The sequence below is a fragment of the Enterococcus sp. DIV0901a genome (assembly GCF_051711525.1).
In the GTDB taxonomy this organism is placed as follows: domain Bacteria; phylum Bacillota; class Bacilli; order Lactobacillales; family Enterococcaceae; genus Enterococcus_B; species Enterococcus_B faecium.
The window spans coordinates 578421-597475 of record NZ_JBIOMW010000001.1 but is presented as its reverse complement, the minus strand read 5'-3'; the positions used below and the strand labels follow the sequence as shown (position 1 = coordinate 597475).

13 protein-coding genes are annotated in these 19055 nt (G+C 35.7%); 2 read left to right on the top strand and 11 right to left on the bottom strand.

Annotation, left to right across the window (positions count from 1 at the left end):
* Positions 1–3 precede the first annotated feature (3 nt).
* Entirely contained in the window at positions 4–1257 is a 1254-nt protein-coding gene (locus IGL70_RS02780) for a GHKL domain-containing protein (protein WP_002291152.1), read from the bottom strand.
* A gap of 60 nt (positions 1258–1317) precedes the next feature.
* Here IGL70_RS02780 and IGL70_RS02775 point away from each other — a divergent pair, with 60 nt between their 5' ends.
* The gene (locus IGL70_RS02775; protein WP_002291154.1) at positions 1318–2058 is read left to right on the top strand and encodes a LytR/AlgR family response regulator transcription factor; all 741 of its coding nucleotides are present in this window, start codon (positions 1318–1320) and stop codon (positions 2056–2058) included.
* An 85-nt stretch (positions 2059–2143) separates the two neighbouring features.
* On the opposite strand, the gene IGL70_RS02770 is transcribed toward IGL70_RS02775, so the two are convergent.
* From IGL70_RS02770 to IGL70_RS02735, 8 genes are all read right to left on the bottom strand, one after another.
* The gene (locus IGL70_RS02770; RefSeq protein WP_002291155.1) at positions 2144–2902 is read right to left on the bottom strand and encodes a WxL domain-containing protein; all 759 of its coding nucleotides are present in this window, start codon (positions 2900–2902) and stop codon (positions 2144–2146) included.
* Positions 2899–3927: a DUF916 and DUF3324 domain-containing protein gene (locus IGL70_RS02765; protein WP_002291157.1), complete on the bottom strand. Its 1029-nt coding sequence runs from the start codon at positions 3925–3927 to the stop codon at positions 2899–2901. The genes IGL70_RS02770 and IGL70_RS02765 overlap by 4 nt, the downstream gene beginning before the upstream one ends.
* A gap of 19 nt (positions 3928–3946) precedes the next feature.
* Positions 3947–7117, bottom strand: coding sequence for an Ig-like domain-containing protein (locus IGL70_RS02760; protein ID WP_104873957.1), 3171 nt, complete (start codon positions 7115–7117; stop codon positions 3947–3949).
* Between the two features lie 221 nt (positions 7118–7338).
* On the bottom strand, positions 7339–8223 hold the full coding sequence (locus IGL70_RS02755) for a diacylglycerol/lipid kinase family protein (protein WP_010728140.1): 885 nt from the start codon (positions 8221–8223) through the stop codon (positions 7339–7341).
* 94 nt (positions 8224–8317) lie between these two features.
* Positions 8318–8755 (bottom strand): hypothetical protein, encoded by a 438-nt coding sequence (locus tag IGL70_RS02750; protein WP_002336024.1) that lies wholly within the window; start codon positions 8753–8755, stop codon positions 8318–8320.
* 216 nt (positions 8756–8971) lie between these two features.
* On the bottom strand, positions 8972–9883 hold the full coding sequence (locus IGL70_RS02745) for a peptidylprolyl isomerase (protein WP_104873720.1): 912 nt from the start codon (positions 9881–9883) through the stop codon (positions 8972–8974).
* Between the two features lie 376 nt (positions 9884–10259).
* Positions 10260–10898 (bottom strand): ABC transporter ATP-binding protein, encoded by a 639-nt coding sequence (locus IGL70_RS02740; RefSeq protein WP_002327390.1) that lies wholly within the window; start codon positions 10896–10898, stop codon positions 10260–10262.
* Positions 10899–10901: 3 nt separating this feature from the next.
* On the bottom strand, positions 10902–12938 hold the full coding sequence (locus tag IGL70_RS02735; RefSeq protein ID WP_061605278.1) for a DUF1430 domain-containing protein: 2037 nt from the start codon (positions 12936–12938) through the stop codon (positions 10902–10904).
* A gap of 125 nt (positions 12939–13063) precedes the next feature.
* On the opposite strand from IGL70_RS02735, the gene IGL70_RS02730 reads away from it, so the two are divergent.
* Complete coding sequence (locus tag IGL70_RS02730; RefSeq protein WP_104873721.1) at positions 13064–13729, top strand: helix-turn-helix domain-containing protein; 666 nt, start codon at positions 13064–13066, stop codon at positions 13727–13729.
* A gap of 477 nt (positions 13730–14206) precedes the next feature.
* Here the strand turns inward: IGL70_RS02730 and brxL are convergent, their stop codons facing one another.
* The gene (gene brxL, locus IGL70_RS02725) at positions 14207–16240 is read right to left on the bottom strand and encodes a protease Lon-related BREX system protein BrxL (RefSeq protein ID WP_104873722.1); all 2034 of its coding nucleotides are present in this window, start codon (positions 16238–16240) and stop codon (positions 14207–14209) included.
* A 243-nt stretch (positions 16241–16483) separates the two neighbouring features.
* Entirely contained in the window at positions 16484–19006 is a 2523-nt protein-coding gene (gene pglZ, locus IGL70_RS02720; RefSeq protein WP_104873723.1) for a BREX-1 system phosphatase PglZ type A, read from the bottom strand.
* Positions 19007–19055 lie beyond the last annotated feature (49 nt).

Here is a 19055-nt window from a genome sequence, read left to right as displayed (position 1 = left end):
AAGTCAGTAGGCTGATTTGCTCTTTCTAGATGCCAGATACATTTCTACAAAGAAACAGTGATTCTGCTTTGAAAAATCGATTTTTAGTTCTGCATTTTCGTAAACATCCAGCATTTTTTTCGCACTGTATAGACCTAACCCGCCATTTTTTTTAGAGGTTTTTCCTCTTTTGACCATCTCCGATAGCGTCAAATTCGTTGGATTTGCCTTGTTCGCTATACTAAAACGTAATCCCTCTTTTTCTTCCAGCAGGTTGATCGTAATCGGACTCTGATCGGCTACACGATGATCGAATGCGTTAGAAATAAAAATAGATAAACAGCGAATAAAAACAACCAGATCAATCGGGATTGTTTTCACTTCGACAGGAATAACTACTTGGATCGGGATTTTCTCCGATTCTGCTTTTTCTAGAAATTTTAAAAAGACACCCCTGACAGCTGGGGATACAATATTTGTTAGCTGTTGTATTTGCGGTTTTTCAAAAATAGCTGCAGAATGATCTTCTAAGATTTCTAAAAATTCCAACGTTTCTTTTTTATTTTCCTGAAGAATAATTTTTAATGAAAACAGTAGACTTTTATAATCATGTTTGAATTCCTCTAGATGATGGTAATATTCTTCATTTATTTGATACAGTTGAAGCGATTCCTGATGTTGTCTTTCTTTTACTTGGAAACTGATCAACATAATGGAAAAAAACAAAGAAAAAAAACTGATGACTATCGACAAAAGAGATAGAAGCAGATAATTAGATGAGCGGAAGTGAACACTTCCCAATACCAAGTAAATCACGCCCCAGCTTAATAAAATACAAATACCTCCAAAATAGTGTTCAGTTGGATAAGTAAAAAGCAAGTTGAGAAATCTCGTCTGTTTGTCTATACTTTTTACTAATAGATAGAAAATAAATGCGATAAGTAGTGCAAAAAAACTTGCTGTTCCAAGATGTCTCTTTCCTAAATAATCCATCAGATCAAAAACCAGAAAAAAGCTGAGTCCAGTGATAGCAAAAAAAAGATTACTGATCAAACAGCTGATAAACAGGTTTTTCGTAGTAAAATAAAAAAGAAACATCAATAATAAGCCAACTAGGTAAGGAAAGCTCACTTTAGGGATAGGAAGTAAAAGTGTCACCACCATCAAAGCTATACAACCAAAGCTGTTTTTTACTAGCAGTTGTTTCGAAAAGAATAAATAGATACCTAAATCTAAAATCAAAGTAAAGGTCAAATAAAGTGTCACTGTTGCGACCATCTTATTCCTCCATTGTTTTGTTTCAAAATGTACACATATTTTTTTAATAGGAGCCTGCATATGAAAAAGTATTTTATCATAGAAGATAACCAGTTTCACAGCGAATGGATCATCAAAGAATTGGTCAATCATCATATCGAGAATATCGTGCAGCTCACTTCTGTCTCTCAAATCAATCAGTTGATCCAGTTGGGCACTATTGATAATCACGATGTTTTCTTTATCGATATCGACTTGAAGCAATCACTCACAGGTATTGATGTCGCCGAACAAATACGTAAAAAAAATGCACATAGTAATATTGTTTTTTTCACCGCTTATACGAATTTTGCAGTAGAGATCATCAATCGGAAAATCCTTCCGATTGGATATATCAGAAAAGACAGGAATTTATCTGAACAAATTCGTCAAGTGCTAGAACAGATCAATTGGAAAGAACAGCAGATCGTAAATGTCGATAAAATCTTTATTGATCAAAAAGGTGGAAGTCTCGTCCTGTATCCTCGGGAAATTTTATATATTGAAAGTATCAAAGGTTTGAAAAACCAAGTTATGGTCAAAACAACTACAGAAGATAAATTAGTGAATACTTCTTTAAAACAATTGAAGACAGAGTTAGAAAAGTATGCTTACTTTTTACTATTAAAATCTTACTGTATCAACTTATCGCAATTGCAGAAAATTGATTCTGCTCATTATGTGTTAGAATTTTTCAATGGTGACTCCTTACTCGTTGGTCGAAAGATCTTTGAAAAGACAAAGGAACGTTTCCATGACTTCCAAAAAACTGCTTCGAGTTGATGAATAAGAGCTGAGACGTAAGCATAGCAGATTTCAGGGAGTAGGCCTTGAATCGGCTCCACTCCCTGAAGTCATTGATTTGATTTTACGCTTTCCCTTCTGTAGGAGCATCTGTTAACGACCATGTGAATGTTGAAACGTAGTTGTCTACGGCATAATTGGATACAGGAACAAATAATTCCACTGATTGTCTCCCTTGTTCCACATTCTCTCCTAATGAATAAATCCATGTGCCAATCCCTTCATTTGCTCCTGCAGTTACTAGATCTACTGCCTGATCTGCTGGGATCTCAATTCCTTCAGCGCCAGTACCAGAAATAGTAGATGGCGTTCCACTGCTATTAGTTGCGCTATTTCGAATCACGGCGTTTTTGAATTTCACCTTTGAACCAGTTAGTTTATTCGTATCAGATGTTGTACCAATAAATTCTGTTCGTTTGACTGATAGTTTCCAACCAGCATAATTTCCGCTTTTATCCGTTACTTGTACGAAATTCTGTACTTGTGTTGCTGTCCCTGTACTGTCCGTTCCGTTTTGTAATGCAGCATATACTGTTTTTGCTGTACCTAACTTGATTGTTCCAAAATCAAGATCTGGAGCTTGGTCAATCGTCAGTAATCCGGATGTTCCCTGATTTGGTTCGTCAGGTGTAAACGGCGTATCGGGATCATTTGGATCAACAGGAGGAACTGGAACAACGTCTTCAGGATTTGCGGCATCTGGTTTTGTTACAGAAATCGTTCCTTCTGTAGTGGCTGAGCTCTTATTCTCAGCAAAAACACTTTGTGTACATAATAATAGACTTCCAGCTAGAACGGTACTTAATGCAATTGTTTTTTTCATTTCTTTTTCCTTCTTTCTTTTAAAATAAATAATCCAGCAAATAAGCCAATAAGAATGACTCCAACAAATATCAGCCATCGCCAGTCAAATGTTTCTGGCTGATTTTTTAAATCAATATCCTTTTCATTCAATTGGTCCGCTGCATCATCAGTTATTTCAAAATCGGTATGGAGATTCCAGCGTTTTTCTTTCCAAGCACCCTTCACAACCGCTTGATAATGTCCCGGAGCTAATTTTTTTCCTTCTAATGGGACAAGTAAATCAAAATTTGTATTGGGTGCTACATCTATTTTTTCTTTTTTTATTGAAAGGTAAGGCTCTTTTGTTTCTTTTTTGTAGATTTCAACCGATGTAGTCAAGCCGAACATATAAGAAGCATTTGGATTTTGAAGATTCGCCTTAATCACATTTCTTCCATCGCTTTGATCCGCATAAGCTTTTTTTAATTTCAAATCTGGGGAAGACTCTTTTTCGCTATTTCGAATCAAGATTGCTTTCACTTGAGAAAACTGATTGACGACACCAACTGTACTTTTGTTAGAAACGTTCTCTTTTTTTTCTTGAAACGTGATCCCTCCTGCGACCACACCAGCCAGCTCTTTTTCTGGCGCTTTCAGTGAAAGTGTCTCAGTGACCGCACTTTGAGGAGGAACAGTTATTTCTCCCACTGTTTTTGCTAAGTTTTTCATATCATAACTTAATGTTTCATCAAATTTACTTTTTGATTCTCCATATTCGATCACACCGTTTGAATTCGTCGTAGCGGAGTGGATCAATGTCTCAACTGTTACTGATTTATCTGTTCGGTTAAAGACCGTGTAGGGGATTTCCTGTGTTTTCCCAGGCTCCATCCTTACATTTATATATGTTTTGTTCTTATCAATCTGATTAGCCGGTAATTCAAAATCTACCGCAAAATTGAATTCGGAGGCATGGACAGGTGTCTGCCAAAGGATGAATCCAAGGAGAAGGATCAGAAGTAAAGAGCAGTTGTTTCGATGACTTTTATTCCATATTCGATTCATCAATCATCCTCCTTGATCTTTATTCTGTCGGCGCATCTGCTAATGTCCATGTTATCTCTGCTGAGTAATTACCAGCTATCTGATTTTCTTTGGTTAAGACAAGTTTAAACGCCCGACCGTTATTTAAATATTCTGAATAATCTGCTTGCACATTCGTTGAATTTTGTCCTCTGACAATTTCCAGTTCTTCTTCATTCACTAATTGATACTCCTCAGCTTTCTTGAAATATAGGACATCCTGCATAGAAAATCCTGCATCATTTGTGAAAGGCTGAGATAATTTTATCGTTAAGATCCATGGACTTTTTGTTTCTCGCTGATCATAAATCCATAATTTTTCCTGCCCATCCATTTGGCCAAATGCTTCTTGTATCAAACCAGTTGCTTTGATCTGACCAAAATCGAGTTTGGAAGGGGCAAGAAATGAGAGACCACCTTCTACTACGATCTTCGTAGCAGGTGCAAAAGGCGGGGCATCATGATAAACAACTGGCGTATCACTTGGATTGTGATTCCCAATTTCATCGTTGGTACTTGGCTTGTTCTGCACACCCTTAGCAGCAGCTTCTCCTGCTTGGTCGTTTAATACAATTTCTAATACATCTCCTGCAAAAAGTTGATTTTCTGGGATAGAAAGAACAAATTTCCCTGTATCATCAATAGTTGTTTCGGACAAAACAGCTTGATTTTTTTTCAATGAAACCAAAGCTCCTGCCTCACCTGTACCTGTGATCGTGCGAGAAGCTGCATTGATCAATGTGGTACTTAAATTAGCAGGTTCAGGGGGAATCACATCGACTGTCGTTTTGGAAGAGTCCAGTTCTGTCACTTCTTGGCCGCCTCTTACTTTTTTAGCAGCAACTACTTGCACTTGATCCCCCGTTGTTAGTCTTTCTTCGTTGGGTACTTGAACTTCAAACAAACCGCCTTGTTCGCCTTCTCCCCACGGATTATATCCTGCCCCTTCATTTTCATCTGTTTGTCCTTGTGTGAGAGCAGTAATTTCTACAGGTGATTTCGTCGTATCTGCATAAGTAATACGTAAAGTCACTTCTACTTCGCCTGTCCAAGCATCTCTTGGCTTTGCCTCGACATCTTCGGGAACAACGACATGCCCATAGATTTTTTTATCTGCATTCGTTGGTACTCTTAAGGATTCAATCATCGGAAGCTGGTTATTGGCACTGATTCGATTATAATTTTTCATTCCGGCACCTGTCTGAGCAAATTCATTTGTTAAACCTGCACTAGGGCTTGATACAAAATTACCTAAGTCGGTTCCATTGATCGATAAGTCTGTCATATCAGAAAAATAATCCGGATCTTTTTCAAAGTTATCGAACGTTGCTCCTGCCTTTCGCCATAAAGCAATTTCTGAATGAGCGATCTTCAATGAAGAATCGCCATTTCCTTGAAATACCCAGCCACCTATGCCATTAGTCTCGCTTCCGATCCGTTTGTTTTGGAAATCGAAATAGGTAGGAGATTCTAAGTCTACATTCAACACATCCCCACTGATGATGCCAGTCTTATCTTCCCCAGTTTTCCCGACCATGACTAAATAAGTTTTTTCGCCAGCCATAAAGTTCAAATCAATATCTCCAGTTGTATCTACGGTAGCTCCGGAATCTGCGCGTATATCGATATTTGATTTTTCTCCAGTAACCGTAAAATCAGCTGACCCTGGACTTTCTAGAAAACCAGAAGCGTCATAAAATTGGATCGCTTGGTTTCCTTGATTGAGTCTGTTCACATAAGATTTGCCATCCCCTGCATTTCTTACCTTCAGTGAGCCTCCATTAGTTACTGTTAGTTTTTGCGTACCGTTCTCAAAACGAACTGCGCTAGAACGACCACTTTGCTTATCAATATCGATGACTGATCCGGCTCCTTCTACGATCAAAGAAAGTCCTTTCCCTACAAAACGCATCCCATTGTTTCCAGGTTGGTCGCCATCTCCAGCCATTTTAACCGAGATTTGTCCACCACTTGATACATGGATTTGACTAGAATCTCCTTGCAGGCGAAATCCGCCAGTAGTCGCTGTATTGATTGTGATTTTCCCATCATTCGACACAGCGACTCTTGATCCTGAGCCTCTCATTTGGATAATTCCGCGATTGTTGTCGTTGGTAATATTGATCTTTGTATTTACCGAAAATTCACTTCCTGAGCCACTGACTTCAAATGTGACATTCCCGGGTAGCGTATCGACAGCCTCTCCTTCATCGCTGACGCCATCTGCCCGATCATAGTCAAGAGAGACCTTTGAACCACTCAAGATATGGAGTCCTGGTGCTGTTTTTCCACTGCCCGTCTCATCACCTGAATCTAGAAAACCATAGAATTTTCCTAGATATGGTCCATAAAGCTGACTACCATTGATTACATTTAGCTGATAGCTTCTACAAAAATAAGCTTTACCCGGAGCGGCATTCATCCCTTCTTTCACTGGTTGGACATCCAATACACCGGAAACACCATCTAATGTGACAGTTGCACGAGGGGCGTAAATCAGGCCTAATTTAGAACCATCATATAAGTCAAGTTTCCCGGTAAATTTTATTTCTCCCGTAAAATGATATCTGTTTCCCCAAAAATCGGACATATAAGCAATGATAATGGCATTTCCATCGATATTTGGTATCAACCCACCTGGATGAGCTGCCGTTCCTTTAAAATTCTGAAACTCGATCGACTGAGGTGTCTCATTGATATAGATGTGATGTGTGCCGAAATTATGAGCAAGTCCGCCAAAATCGATAACGATATCTCGCTTGATCTCCAATTCCCTGTCTAAAGTCAAAGGCTGAGTTAAACGAATCTTAGCTACTGATTCGTCTGCGAGAAGCTGCGTCAGTTCTTCTGTTGTGGCAGCTTCGCTGTACCCATCCGCTGAAACAACTCTAACCTGTACCTCTTCACTGCTATCAGACGTTTGTTCAGCTACTTCTGAGGTCTCACTTGTCTTATTTTCTTCTTGCCTTGTATTAGAAGTAGGCGCCTCACTTTGGGATTCTGTAGTTTCAGAAGTAATTAATTCTTCTGAAAAAGTAGTCTTGTCAAAACTTTGATTCTCTGATTGCGTTGATTCGCTTGTTTTCTCTACATCGGCAAAAACGGATGTCACCATCAAGAGAGGGAAGACAAACAAAATCGACGCAATCAGCTTTTTTACATATTGATTCATTCTCCACCATCCTCTCTGACGTTTTGACAATTTTATTTTAACGTTTTAATTTATTTGTAATTGTACTTTCATATTTAAAATATGTATGTTTATGGCAAATTTTTCTGTTAGGTGAAAATTTCTTTTTTGTACAAAAAAAGGCTGTGACAAAAGTCTTGTCACAGTCCCTTATTCCGAACAACCGATGTCCTCCTGACAACTCTTCGGTCACAACCTCCATTTTAACAATAAACCTGTAAATGTGAGGGTAACACTTTGATTGTCACAGGTAATTTATCCCCTTCATCTCCATCAACATTCGTCGTCAATTCTTCCTCATCAGCTAATGACACAACTAATTGCTCACAAGTAAGATAGGCTAGATTTTTCGTAGATTCATCTACTCCTTTTAATAGGTCTGGCAATGTTTTAAGCGTATCGATCAAAGAAGAATCTTTTAAATAAACCAAATGGAGCTTACCATCATCCACTTTTGCATTTGGAAGTAATGTTTCAAAACCGCCGACTGAGTTAGTTAGTCCTATCAGCAAGGTACTGCTCTCAATTTCTTCCTTCTTTCCATCAACTTCTACGTGAAACGAGTAGGATTGTGTGGAAGCTAACTGTTTGATTCCTGACATGAAATAAGCTAGTTTTCCAAATTTCGTCTTCTTCTCCGCATCTACATCATTGATTGCTTCAGGGATAGAGCCAATTGCGACGACATTCATAAAATAGTCGTCATTTATTTTTCCAATATCCAATGGCTTGACTGATTCAATCGAAAAATGATTGATCGCTTCCTCAGGTTCTAGCGGTATCCCTAATGCTCGAGCCAAGTCATTCACCGTACCCAATGGGAAAAATCCGAAATTTGGCCGATGTTCTTGTTCAGCGATTCCACTGATTCCTTCGTTGACTGTTCCATCTCCGCCCATGACAAACACACTATGATACCCTTCCGTAACCGCTTCGCGAGTAAAGTTTTTTGCATCCCCTGCTTTTTTTGTATGCAAGACGACCACTTCATCAAACACCGATTCCAATTTTGCTATCGCTAATTGCTCAAATTCCTTTGCTTGTTCACCGCCTGAACTGGGGTTTACCACTAATAAAACTTTTTTCATCACTTTCTTTCCCTTCTGATTGATTTCTTTAATATAACGATAGCATAAAGAAAAAAATTAGGCTGTGATGAAGTACTGTTCATGAAACATTCATTTATTTTTTGACAAGATAAAACACCCATACTATGAAACTGAGGAAAATTAAAACAATGATATAGGAAATAAAAGAAAATGATAGGCATTGTATACCTAATAAAGTAAAAATTTTAGGTGGCAGATAAAAACACAAAAATAGCAAGAAAATGTAATAGCGTTTCTTCCACTTTTTGTTATCAGACCTTATAGCGATCAGAGGAATACCAAATGCATAACTGAAAAACTCTTGATGTACTGTTAATATGTCACGACCTTGAATAATAAATGCGACAATCCCCGCTATAATTAGTGTGCCTAACACCAAAACGGAAAATTGATGAATATATTTTATATACAAATGATCCATTGTACTTCCTGCCTTTTTATTTGTGAGAAAAACAAATCCGTATACGTGAATAACTTCTAGAAATAAAAGAAATTTGCAAAACCACTCCATTTATCTACTTCTACGTGCATTTTTTGATATTGTTTTCTTTATTTAAGATTATACAGAAAAATATCTAGGGTCGCTGGATTCTAAGTAAAAAAAATTTTTAAAATAAAAAGAACTAAATCAAGTAGTAATTAAACTACTGTTGATTTAGTTCTAATAAAAAGATTTAGATGAACAGTTTTATTGATTTAAATAGTTCATATTTTTTATTTATACCGCTTATTTACTACTTGCTGTACTAGAATCTGAAGTGAATGTACTCAAAACATTTTCAAAGTCTTTGTCTTTGATTTTTACATTAGCGTCTTTCAATACTTCGCCAATTACTTTATTCTGGAAGGTACTGTCACTTAATTTTGTGTCTGTTGCAATTTCTTTCAATTCTTTTTTGTATTTATCCATGTCGTTGCCTTTGTTTTGGTTTTTCACCATTTTAACCACATAATATTCCGTAGTATAAGTTGAAGCATTGGTAGAAGTGATCACATCAGAAACTTGACCATCTTTCAACTTAAAGGCTGCTTCTTTGACTTCTGCCGGAATCGTTGCAGTAGTTGAATCAAACTTCACTTTTCCGCCATCTTCTTTTGTCGTAGTATCAGTTGACTTGTCTTTGGCTAATTTAGAGAAATCGTCTCCCTTATCAGCAGCTTTCTTCACATCTTTTGCATCATCTTCACTTGCTACTTGGATAATTTGAGCTTCCACTTCTGGATGGAAAGATTCCCAAGCCGTTTTTAAATCTTCATCGGTCAATTTGATATGTTTCTTTAGACCTTCTTGGAAGGCTAAGCTTTGTTTGATACTGTCTTTGAATGTTTGTTCTGTGTAACCTGCAGATTTCAATTGTGAATCAAATGAATCACCCAATTGTTTCTTTGTTTGATCATATTGGGAATCGATTTCTTTGGTTGATACGTCATCTCCATATTTATCTTCAAATACTTGATAAACGATCAACTGTTGCACAGCGGAATCTGCTCCTTGCATTTTTTTCAAGCTATCCATTACTTCTTGTTCGCTGATTGTACCGCCTTTATAACTAACGGCTGTTTTTTCACCGGCATTCGTACAGCCTGACAATAAGCCAGCGCCTAGTACGATGGCAAGTGCTAAAAATCTTTTTTTCATTTATCATTTCTCCTACTTTTCGTTTTTTGCGAATTGCTAAAAACAAAGGTGTTCAAGATGAAAATCATCAAGAACACCTTTACTAATCTGCTCGATACGTCCTGAATAGATATAAGGCTACACAATCCAGAAAGTTCGCTCAGCAGAATAAATGTCAAGTAGCACATCACACCTTAATATACTACTTCTTTTGTTACCGTTTTTCAAGTCTATCTTGCGTTCCGTATTTAACGTAACTAATTCTTAGAACAAATGTTATCGATTTTGTTTTTCTTCTTCCGCTGTTGGGATATTCAAATCAGACACTTTTATGTTCGATTTTCCAGACATTTTTTTGTTGTTTTTATTGAAAAAAATTTGATTTTTCATTTGTTTTCTAAAGCATGATCTTCTTGTTTCCTATTTTGGTCAGATATGGATCATGCGTGACCACGATAACTAACGTACCTTGAGAAGCCTGTTGCGATAAGATTTCAACGACTTGCTCCTTATTTCGTTTATCTAATGATCCAGTTGGTTCATCGGCTAAAATGATTTTGCTATTCTTCAATAAGACTCTCGCACAGGCGATTCTTTGCTTCTCACCACCAGATAATGTGTAGATAGGCGTACTTAGTTTCTTGTTTATATTTACTTTTTTCAATGCCTCATACTTTGCTGTTCGCTTATCTGAAACATTTAAATTCGAAAACTTCAATCCAATATCTAAATTAAAATCGATTGTTTCATATTCAATCAACCCAAAATCTTGAAAAAGAAAAGATATGGTATTTCTTTTTATCAAGCGCTTCTCTCTTCCAGTTAATTGTTTCGTCTCTTGATCGAACAAATAGAATTGTCCTGAACTGAACCGATCATTCAATCCTAATATATTCAATAACGTACTTTTACCTGCTCCACTTTCTCCAACAACAGTCACAAGATCCCCAGCATCCGCAATGAAACGATCCAAATGAAGAATCGTTTTGTTTCGAATGATTTTTTTCGCACCTTTTATCACTATCAACGGCTCCAATTGTTAACCTCCATTCATCAACAATAACTGACTTTTCTTTTCTGTAGACAAAATAAAAACAACTGAAAGAATAAAATCAATGAAACTAAAGAAAAAAATATTAAAAAGATATTTAGGCTCTCTTTCTATAAGAAAAAGGAAGATTACACTTGTCGTCCCCCATTTGATGAGATTCATCATGAAGAAATCTTTATACGTTTCAAAGAGCGAATAACCACTTGAACGAAAGATAGCGATTTTCCGACAATTGTAGACAAAATATATGCATAACATGACGTAGCTCAACAAGAAGAAAGAAAAGAAAGTGAGAAAACATATCTGTATCAAGTAATGAAATGATCTGCTTAACACTTTGACAGCTATCTCTTCAGTCTGAGTATACGGAAATGATAACTGCAAGTTATCACGTAACTGACTTTCTTCAATCAGCTCAAATAACCTTTCTTTCGACAAAGAGCCTATCTTGATCTTTAACGGTGGATAGATTTCTCCGCTGAGAATATTCCTTTCCCAATACGTACTGTTTTTCAATGTCAGTATTTCAACAACCGGATAATGTTCGATCCAGGGGATAGAAGGAATAAATGTATAAATGGGTTGATTGTTTTTTATAAATAGAAATTCCGGTTCTTTTTCACTGATTTCTTGATAATATTCTGTTATTTGCGCCAGGTCATTTTTTAAATCTGTATGTCTATATCGTTCAGGGATCAATATAACAGGGTGCGTTTCTTCTTCGGTTATTTGGATCATCCTTCCAGAGACATCAATCAAAGGAAATTTCTTAAGATAATTCAGATTTATTTTTATCCCTCTGCCAAACTGTTCGTTATCTTCATTCAAGTAATCTGATACATTGACTAATATACTTCCGTTTTTATTCAAAGTTTCATATAATTCCTGATCTGCTGCTGATGCAAAACGATTGGAATAAATAAAATCCACGTGGTTTTTCCCGATGGTTACTGGATAAAACACATAATAGTCTTCATCAGCGATTTCTTTTGGAGGTTCATGGGAAACAGCTAACTGTGAAGAAGAAAAAACAATAGTTGCTAATTCGACATTGGCAACGGTCAAAAGAAGAGAAAACAACAATCCAAATGTAAAAAGAATGTATTGGATATAGTTGAACGCTTCTCTTAACGAAGCGATTTTTTCAACTAATAAAAGAGAAATCAAAGAAATACCATATATTCCGCTGAACAAGAAAACGTACATCTGGAACAAATAAAGAAATTGCTCCTTATAATACATAAAAATAAAACCACCAATGATTCCTGCAATTATGAATGTAATAATGATTTTCTTTTTCCCCAATAAACACCACAATACTTGATGTAATGAAAAGCCATTATTCAACAATAAACTGATTTCTTTATTCATCAATAAGAAAAAGGATGATAACAAAAGGAATAAAAGAATCAATCCAATAGTTAAATACACTCGATAATTATATACGTCTGTACTTGAAATAACCGAATACGAATAGCTATTTTCAAAGTCTTCAAAAATATTAGTCGCATAATCAGTGTGAAATGCTTGATTGAATCGTTCAGTGAATAGTGAAATGAACCGTTCATATTCTTCTTTTTCTCTCGTCATCAAGAAAAATTCACCTTCAAAATCTTTTATTTTGATCGATTCTTCAATGGACGTTACGCGAAAGGAGGTATTAGAATAGGGTACCTTCTCGTGAGAAGATTTGACATCCCCTTGATAATACAATGTCATTTCAAGCTTTGGCTGTATCTTGAAGTTCCAAGATGTATCTACTTCATTGGATTCATTTACTGTTTTTTTCATATAAGAAAGCTCAGTTTCTGATGAGACATTTTCAAATACCATGATTAGCTGCTCATATTCTTCTTGCCCAATAAAATGTTGTGGCAATCGAATCGGAGTATAAGTATCTGTTTGATGGAAAAATTCATTTGTCCGATAGAGTACCTGTTTATTTATACTAACCAAGGCAAAACCACTCATGATACCGGTCACTATGATTGTGAGTAAAACTGTGAACTTTTTTTTGATTATCACCACTCTCCCTTACTTAAATGATTCTTTGATAAAATCATACCGTTTTTCATCAAAAAAACGTATCTATCAAGTGTATAGGTCATGTAGAATAAATCTATATACTGTAGAATCGAAAGGAGAAGAAGATGAACATCGGAGAAAAAATACGAACTTACCGCAGAAATTGTAACCTTACGCAAAAAGAATTAGGCGAAAAAATTGGTGTTTCCGATAAAACGATTTCTAGTTGGGAAAATTCTCGTACAATGCCAGACCTTGAAATGCTGTCACTTTTACATCAGACTTTAGGTCTGCTGATTGATTTTCCTTCTATTGAATCAGCTACCGAATCAATAGAACCAACATTGCCAGACGAACCTCTTGTTATCAAGAAATCTTATTCATCAAAACAACCCTTCTCACTCAAAAAGACACTATCTTTCTTTCTGCTCGTCTTTTGTTTGGTCTATCTTTTTCTTATCAATTATCAATACAAAAATGAAACGATTGATCGATTCAATCCTTTTTTGAAACCACAAATCGGCTATACCACACTCCCTGTAGGATACGTGGAAAATTCCATCGAACATTGGGTATGTAATGATATCTTTGGCCATGGTACATGGCTGTCTTTTCACGCTGGAGAGGTAGAAAAAGAGAAAAACCATGCTGTAATCAAACACAAAGGAAAACACGTCATGAACGTTCGCCTGCTCTCTTGGGAAGCCATTCCCTCAGATTACCAAGAAATCCTCAGCCAAGACTATGACGACGCCTTAAAAAGAACCCCTCAGGAGCCAGATAGGCATTAAGTAGGAGATGAACGTAGAGATAGAACAATGCACATGATCTTATCAAAAAAAACAAGGGTACAAATTAATTGAAAAAGCTTTGAGATGAAAGTTCCTAAATAAAAAAGTTCAGAATGATAGGTAAAAAAAATGACTAACTATTCTAGTATTAGGCTATTTGTATTATTCTTCTGTCCTTTTTCTATCAAAAAAGCCAGAAATAACTAGATATAGGTATTTCTGGCTTATAATATAATATTTACGCCACAGCCACCCAATGATTCTTTTTGGAATCATAATCAAGGACGGACATACACAAAAATATTTTGCCCATTCGATCCGAATAGATTAACGACTAATCTAATAAGTAATATAGATTGGTACGTAGTCAAACCAGCAAATGGAAAAGTTATTTAAGCAATTAATTTTTTCTGTTTAAACTATGAAGTTAAGTTCATTGATTAATTTTCTGAAGATATTAGCTTAATAAAAAGTTGTCTATTCCACCCCAAGGGCTTTAAAGACAGCATCTTCCGGCGTTTGATAAAAAATCAAATTAAAGGTACCCATTAATTCTGGGGGTACAGTTCCAATATCAGCAGCGCTTATCATAGGTACAAGTACTTTTTTCGCTCCGGCATCTTTTGCTACTTGTAAACAGTTAGCTAAATTATCTACCTTAATCATAGATCCACCAATTGTAATATCACCTAAAATAACTAAACTTGGTAATACAGGTTTGTTTAAGGAAACTGAACATAAAGCTATTATAGTTGGTAATGATAATGTTTTTGTCATACCAATGCCATTCATATCTTGGACATGTACGACAAAGTCTTTTGTCGTCAAACTAATAGACTGGCTAACACTTCCATAATTGGCTCTTAAGTATCGATATGCCGAATCCATTGCTTCTCTTGCTCCAGCATCTGAATTGATCCCTGTACGTTCAAACTTTCCATTTCCCGAAGTCATTTGTGTTTCCAATTTATAGGTACCTAATTGCCCAGTTTTTCCATAAGAGACCGTGTATAAATGTCCTGGTTTACCTAATCCCTCAGGAATCAATGTTCCTCCACCTTGTTCAGGAACAGAAACATACTCTTCTCGCTCTTCTTCTAAATCAATGTATGAAAAATTGACATCATAAAATTCCATTCCACCAATTTTCTTTAATTGTTCTTTTACACGACGACGCATTTCAAGTGCAAATCGCAAGACTTCTTCGACATCAATTTTTTCAAATCTACCATCAGGATACAATAGTTTCATCATCCCAGATACAATCCGACGAACTGCAATAGTATCCCGCTGATTTAATTGGGAGCCAAGTTTGAAATATTTATCAAAACTATCCCCAAAACTAACTTTTCGAAGTTCCCGCATGACTTCAGAAAAATAATCTGTAATGAAGCCATAGTCATTTGTAAAAAAATCTGGTCGATATTTAGGAATTTCCCAACCTGGTAAGTAACAATGCATCCGATCCAAAAAGGCTGAATCTGTCCCCATAACCTCCGGAAATGGCTCAAATAAATTCGAAGTTTTCAATATTACATCCACGCTTTGGTTAATATTTCCTACAAAAGCCATTGATGCTGAAGCATTCTTTTCTTCTTTTCCTCTAGCAAAAGATCCTGAAGCCATGTAATCTTTCATGATTTGAACGCCATCATTATCCTTAAATTTAATCCCAGCAACTTCGTCAAAAGCAACACAGTCCCACATACCTACAAGTCCCATTGTACGACTAGCCATATTATAGAAAAGGTTTGCTACTGTTGTTTGACCACCGGAAACAAGGATTGAGTTTGGTGAAATTTCTTTATATACATGCGATTTACCTGTACCACGCGGCCCTAGTTCACAGAGATTAAAATTATTTTCAATTAATGGAATAAGTCTTGCTAAATGAAGCCATTTTACCCTTTTATTAAATTGTGTAGGTTCCATACCAATGGACCGTAAAAGTAAGTCAATCCATTCATCTGTAGTAAACTCTTTGCGAGCCATCTTGTAAGCCTCAATGTCTAAACCAGGCATTTGGATTGGATCAACCTTTTTTGCAATAAAAGGGCTATTCCAACGATCATTCTCGTCATACCAATATTCCATCGAAACAATACACCAGATTCCCCCACCTAATAATCGATCAAATTTTTTCGGATATTCTTCACTAATTTGAACGTTTTTTAATCCGAGGTTAGAGAATTCTGCTTCATAGCAATCTTTCTTTTCATTTAAATGTACAGTTACTTTATCAATAACTGTATAGCCGCCCAATTCACGAATTTTAGCTTTTACTTTTTCTGCTTCATCAGGACGCACATAGTTTCGAGCAAGAATATTTTTAACATTTTCTACACCTTTTTCAACCAATGTTTCATCCAATGATGAGGCATACATACCAAGTAAATATTCCAATACATAAACAGGGACATTCGCACCTTCTTTAATTTTCTTTGTTAAATCTTTTCTGACAATCTTTCCGGGAAAGAATTCAGATAACTTTAAAATTTCCTGTTGTTCCACTAGAATTCCTCCATGTGTTCAGTCATTATAATAGCAATTAAAGTATATCATATTTAACCAGTAGGCTTGATAATACAAAATAAAAAGAGGTTGTGAAAGAAGTGGGCAGCTTCAAGAAATAAGAAAGAATTTACGAAAATTGCTTCTCAAATTTTTGTGAAATTTCCGAAGAAGCTACTTCTGGAACACCGTTTATTCGGAAAAAGGAGCTGCGACAAGACTTTTGTCACAGCTCCCTCGTTTTTATATATCAAAATCAAATGATTCTGCAAAAGGATTATCTATAATGAATTTTATTCGCTCGGTCAAATCATTTTTTTGATTTTTTATCACTAAATAATAAGTATCTTCAACTGTATATCGACGATTTACAAATTCAAAAACAAATTTAGTAAACCGCTGATTCGCATCTTCTGCTTTTGAATCCGCAACATAGATTTCTTCATTTGAGATACGTTCACCATGTTCATCTTCAAAATAAAGCCAGAAAGATACTGGGTCATAAACATCACTAATTGCATTTTTTTGATAGAATTCTAACGTGGTTGATAATCCTGTAATTCTGCGGTTGCTAGTCATTAATTCAATTGCTACTGGTTCCTTTGCATTGCTACCTTTGGCTACCGTAATTTCTAGAATAGGGACTAGCATTTCTTGAATAGATGACCCTCCATGAACGTAGTTTTGTCCCCCGCCAGCTTTCTTAAAAATACTTGAAGTAACCGGGACACAAATGTTTCTAGTGTCATCATTTCCTAAAGAATCTCCCAAAGAGTAATTTTTCGTACCAATTATTTCGTATTCTTCTTCACTAAGAATAAAACGACGTTCTACACGATCTTTTTCATTTCTAGATGGATTTTCAATCTTATCTACTTCTTCAACGTGGCTTCTTTTATAAATAAATCCATGATCAGCCGTAACTATAAAACGATAGATACTTCCATCATTATGCAAGCGATTAATAAGTCGGGAAATTTCGCTTATCGCTAAATCACAGGCATCAAAAACTCGATTTTCATTCGAGTGATCACCTGTTCTATCCACTTGATCGTGATAAATATAAATGACTGATTTGCCATTAAATACTTCTCGTATCTCAGCCTTATTCATCTTAACCACATCATCATAATTTAAAGCTACAGCATTTGCATCTCGTTGCTGGAGAATCGCATTTCGATTGGATAAACCATTCGTTTTTTTCCCATCAACCAGTACTTCTGTTCCTTCATTGTAAGTTAGTTGATTGTTTGGTAATAAGGCGGCTTTACCGAATTCAGTAACTGAAGGTAATACAGAAAGAAAGCTAGCCATATTTGTTGAATACTTCTTTTCTCTAACTAACTTACGTTCTAAATTCATCCCTAACTCATATCGAAAAGCATCTGAAATAATAACTACAGTTTTAACAGAGCGTTTCATTACGGCTTGATTATAAAATTTCCGAATGGATGGACGATTCTTAAATTCAAAAGTTTGATTCCAAATTTGTCCTGATTGATCAAGAAACTTCGAATAATTTGCTTCAACTAATCGATACAATTGGTCATATTTTTGCTTTTCTTCTATATGATCACTATTCCAAATAAATTTCCGATAATGCGTATCAATCCAATACATTTCCTTCTCATATTGAGTTAGCAAATTATCCATGTTCATCGGCAAGCATAATCTGTTTTTATCCACAAGATAATAAGCATGTTTCAATAATTGATACTCGTAAATATAATCCGATGCGAAATGCATTTTTTCGCGCTGCTTTAAACTATCAAAAATTGTTTGTCCTGCAATTTTCGTTGTAGTGTCAGAAGCCTTTAATCGTTCTGCATAAAACATTAATATTTTTGCATGAATCTCAGAAAATACGTCTGCTTCAATTAAATCATCAATTTCTATACTGTCTAATAATCCATCACCATCAATAGTCTGATATACTTTTTTAGATAGCTGTTCAAAGCTTTCCACGTAACGTGTATCATTCATAAACTGATCCATGAAAGTAATAATGTTTGCTTTCAGATGGAGTATTTCAAATCCTTTGAACTTCTTCGGCATCTCTTGATCAATTTGATAATAAAAATAGTTCAAATAAAGACACATCGTCAGCTTTTCCAATGTAGGCTGGCTATCCGTAAAGCCAAATTTTATTTGAATAAATTCCCAAAATTTAGCTGTTAACTGATACTTATCAAGTTCCTTTAAAGGATTCTCCCTACTTTCTGTAAAGCTTTTTAGAACTACACGCAGTAAGTCATTTAATCGAATACTTTTCGATTTCAACAAAACAGCCATTATCATTAATTCAATCGTTTCCGATTTATTAATTGTCATATGCGTACTAAATTCACCAAAACTTCTCATGCGATCCTTTGCATTAAAGAAATTACGATACTGTTTAACTGTCTGATGAAATCTAAGTGGAATAGCCAATTCATTCATGATAATCGCTAAGCGGTCTGCACTAAATTCCTCTGAATAATTCAATACACTCAACAAATGATTATCTTCATCTTTATCATCCCAGCGAGGAAATGGTGCATAGATTAAATAGTTAGTTTCGGGATCTTCATATTCCAATAAACGCTTAGTTTTAAATTGTGCGTCCTTTTCTAATCGATAGATTTTTGCATTTTGAATGACCAATGAGTCAATTTCTTCAAGAAAATCCTGATTTGAATCAAACCAAAAAATGATTCTCCTACGTCCATAATTAGGAAAACGTTGATTTAATTTTTCTTCAATTTGTTGCATATTTATATCTGTCATCAATCTCACCTAATCGTTCTCTTTCTATACCCCTTATATTGACATAATT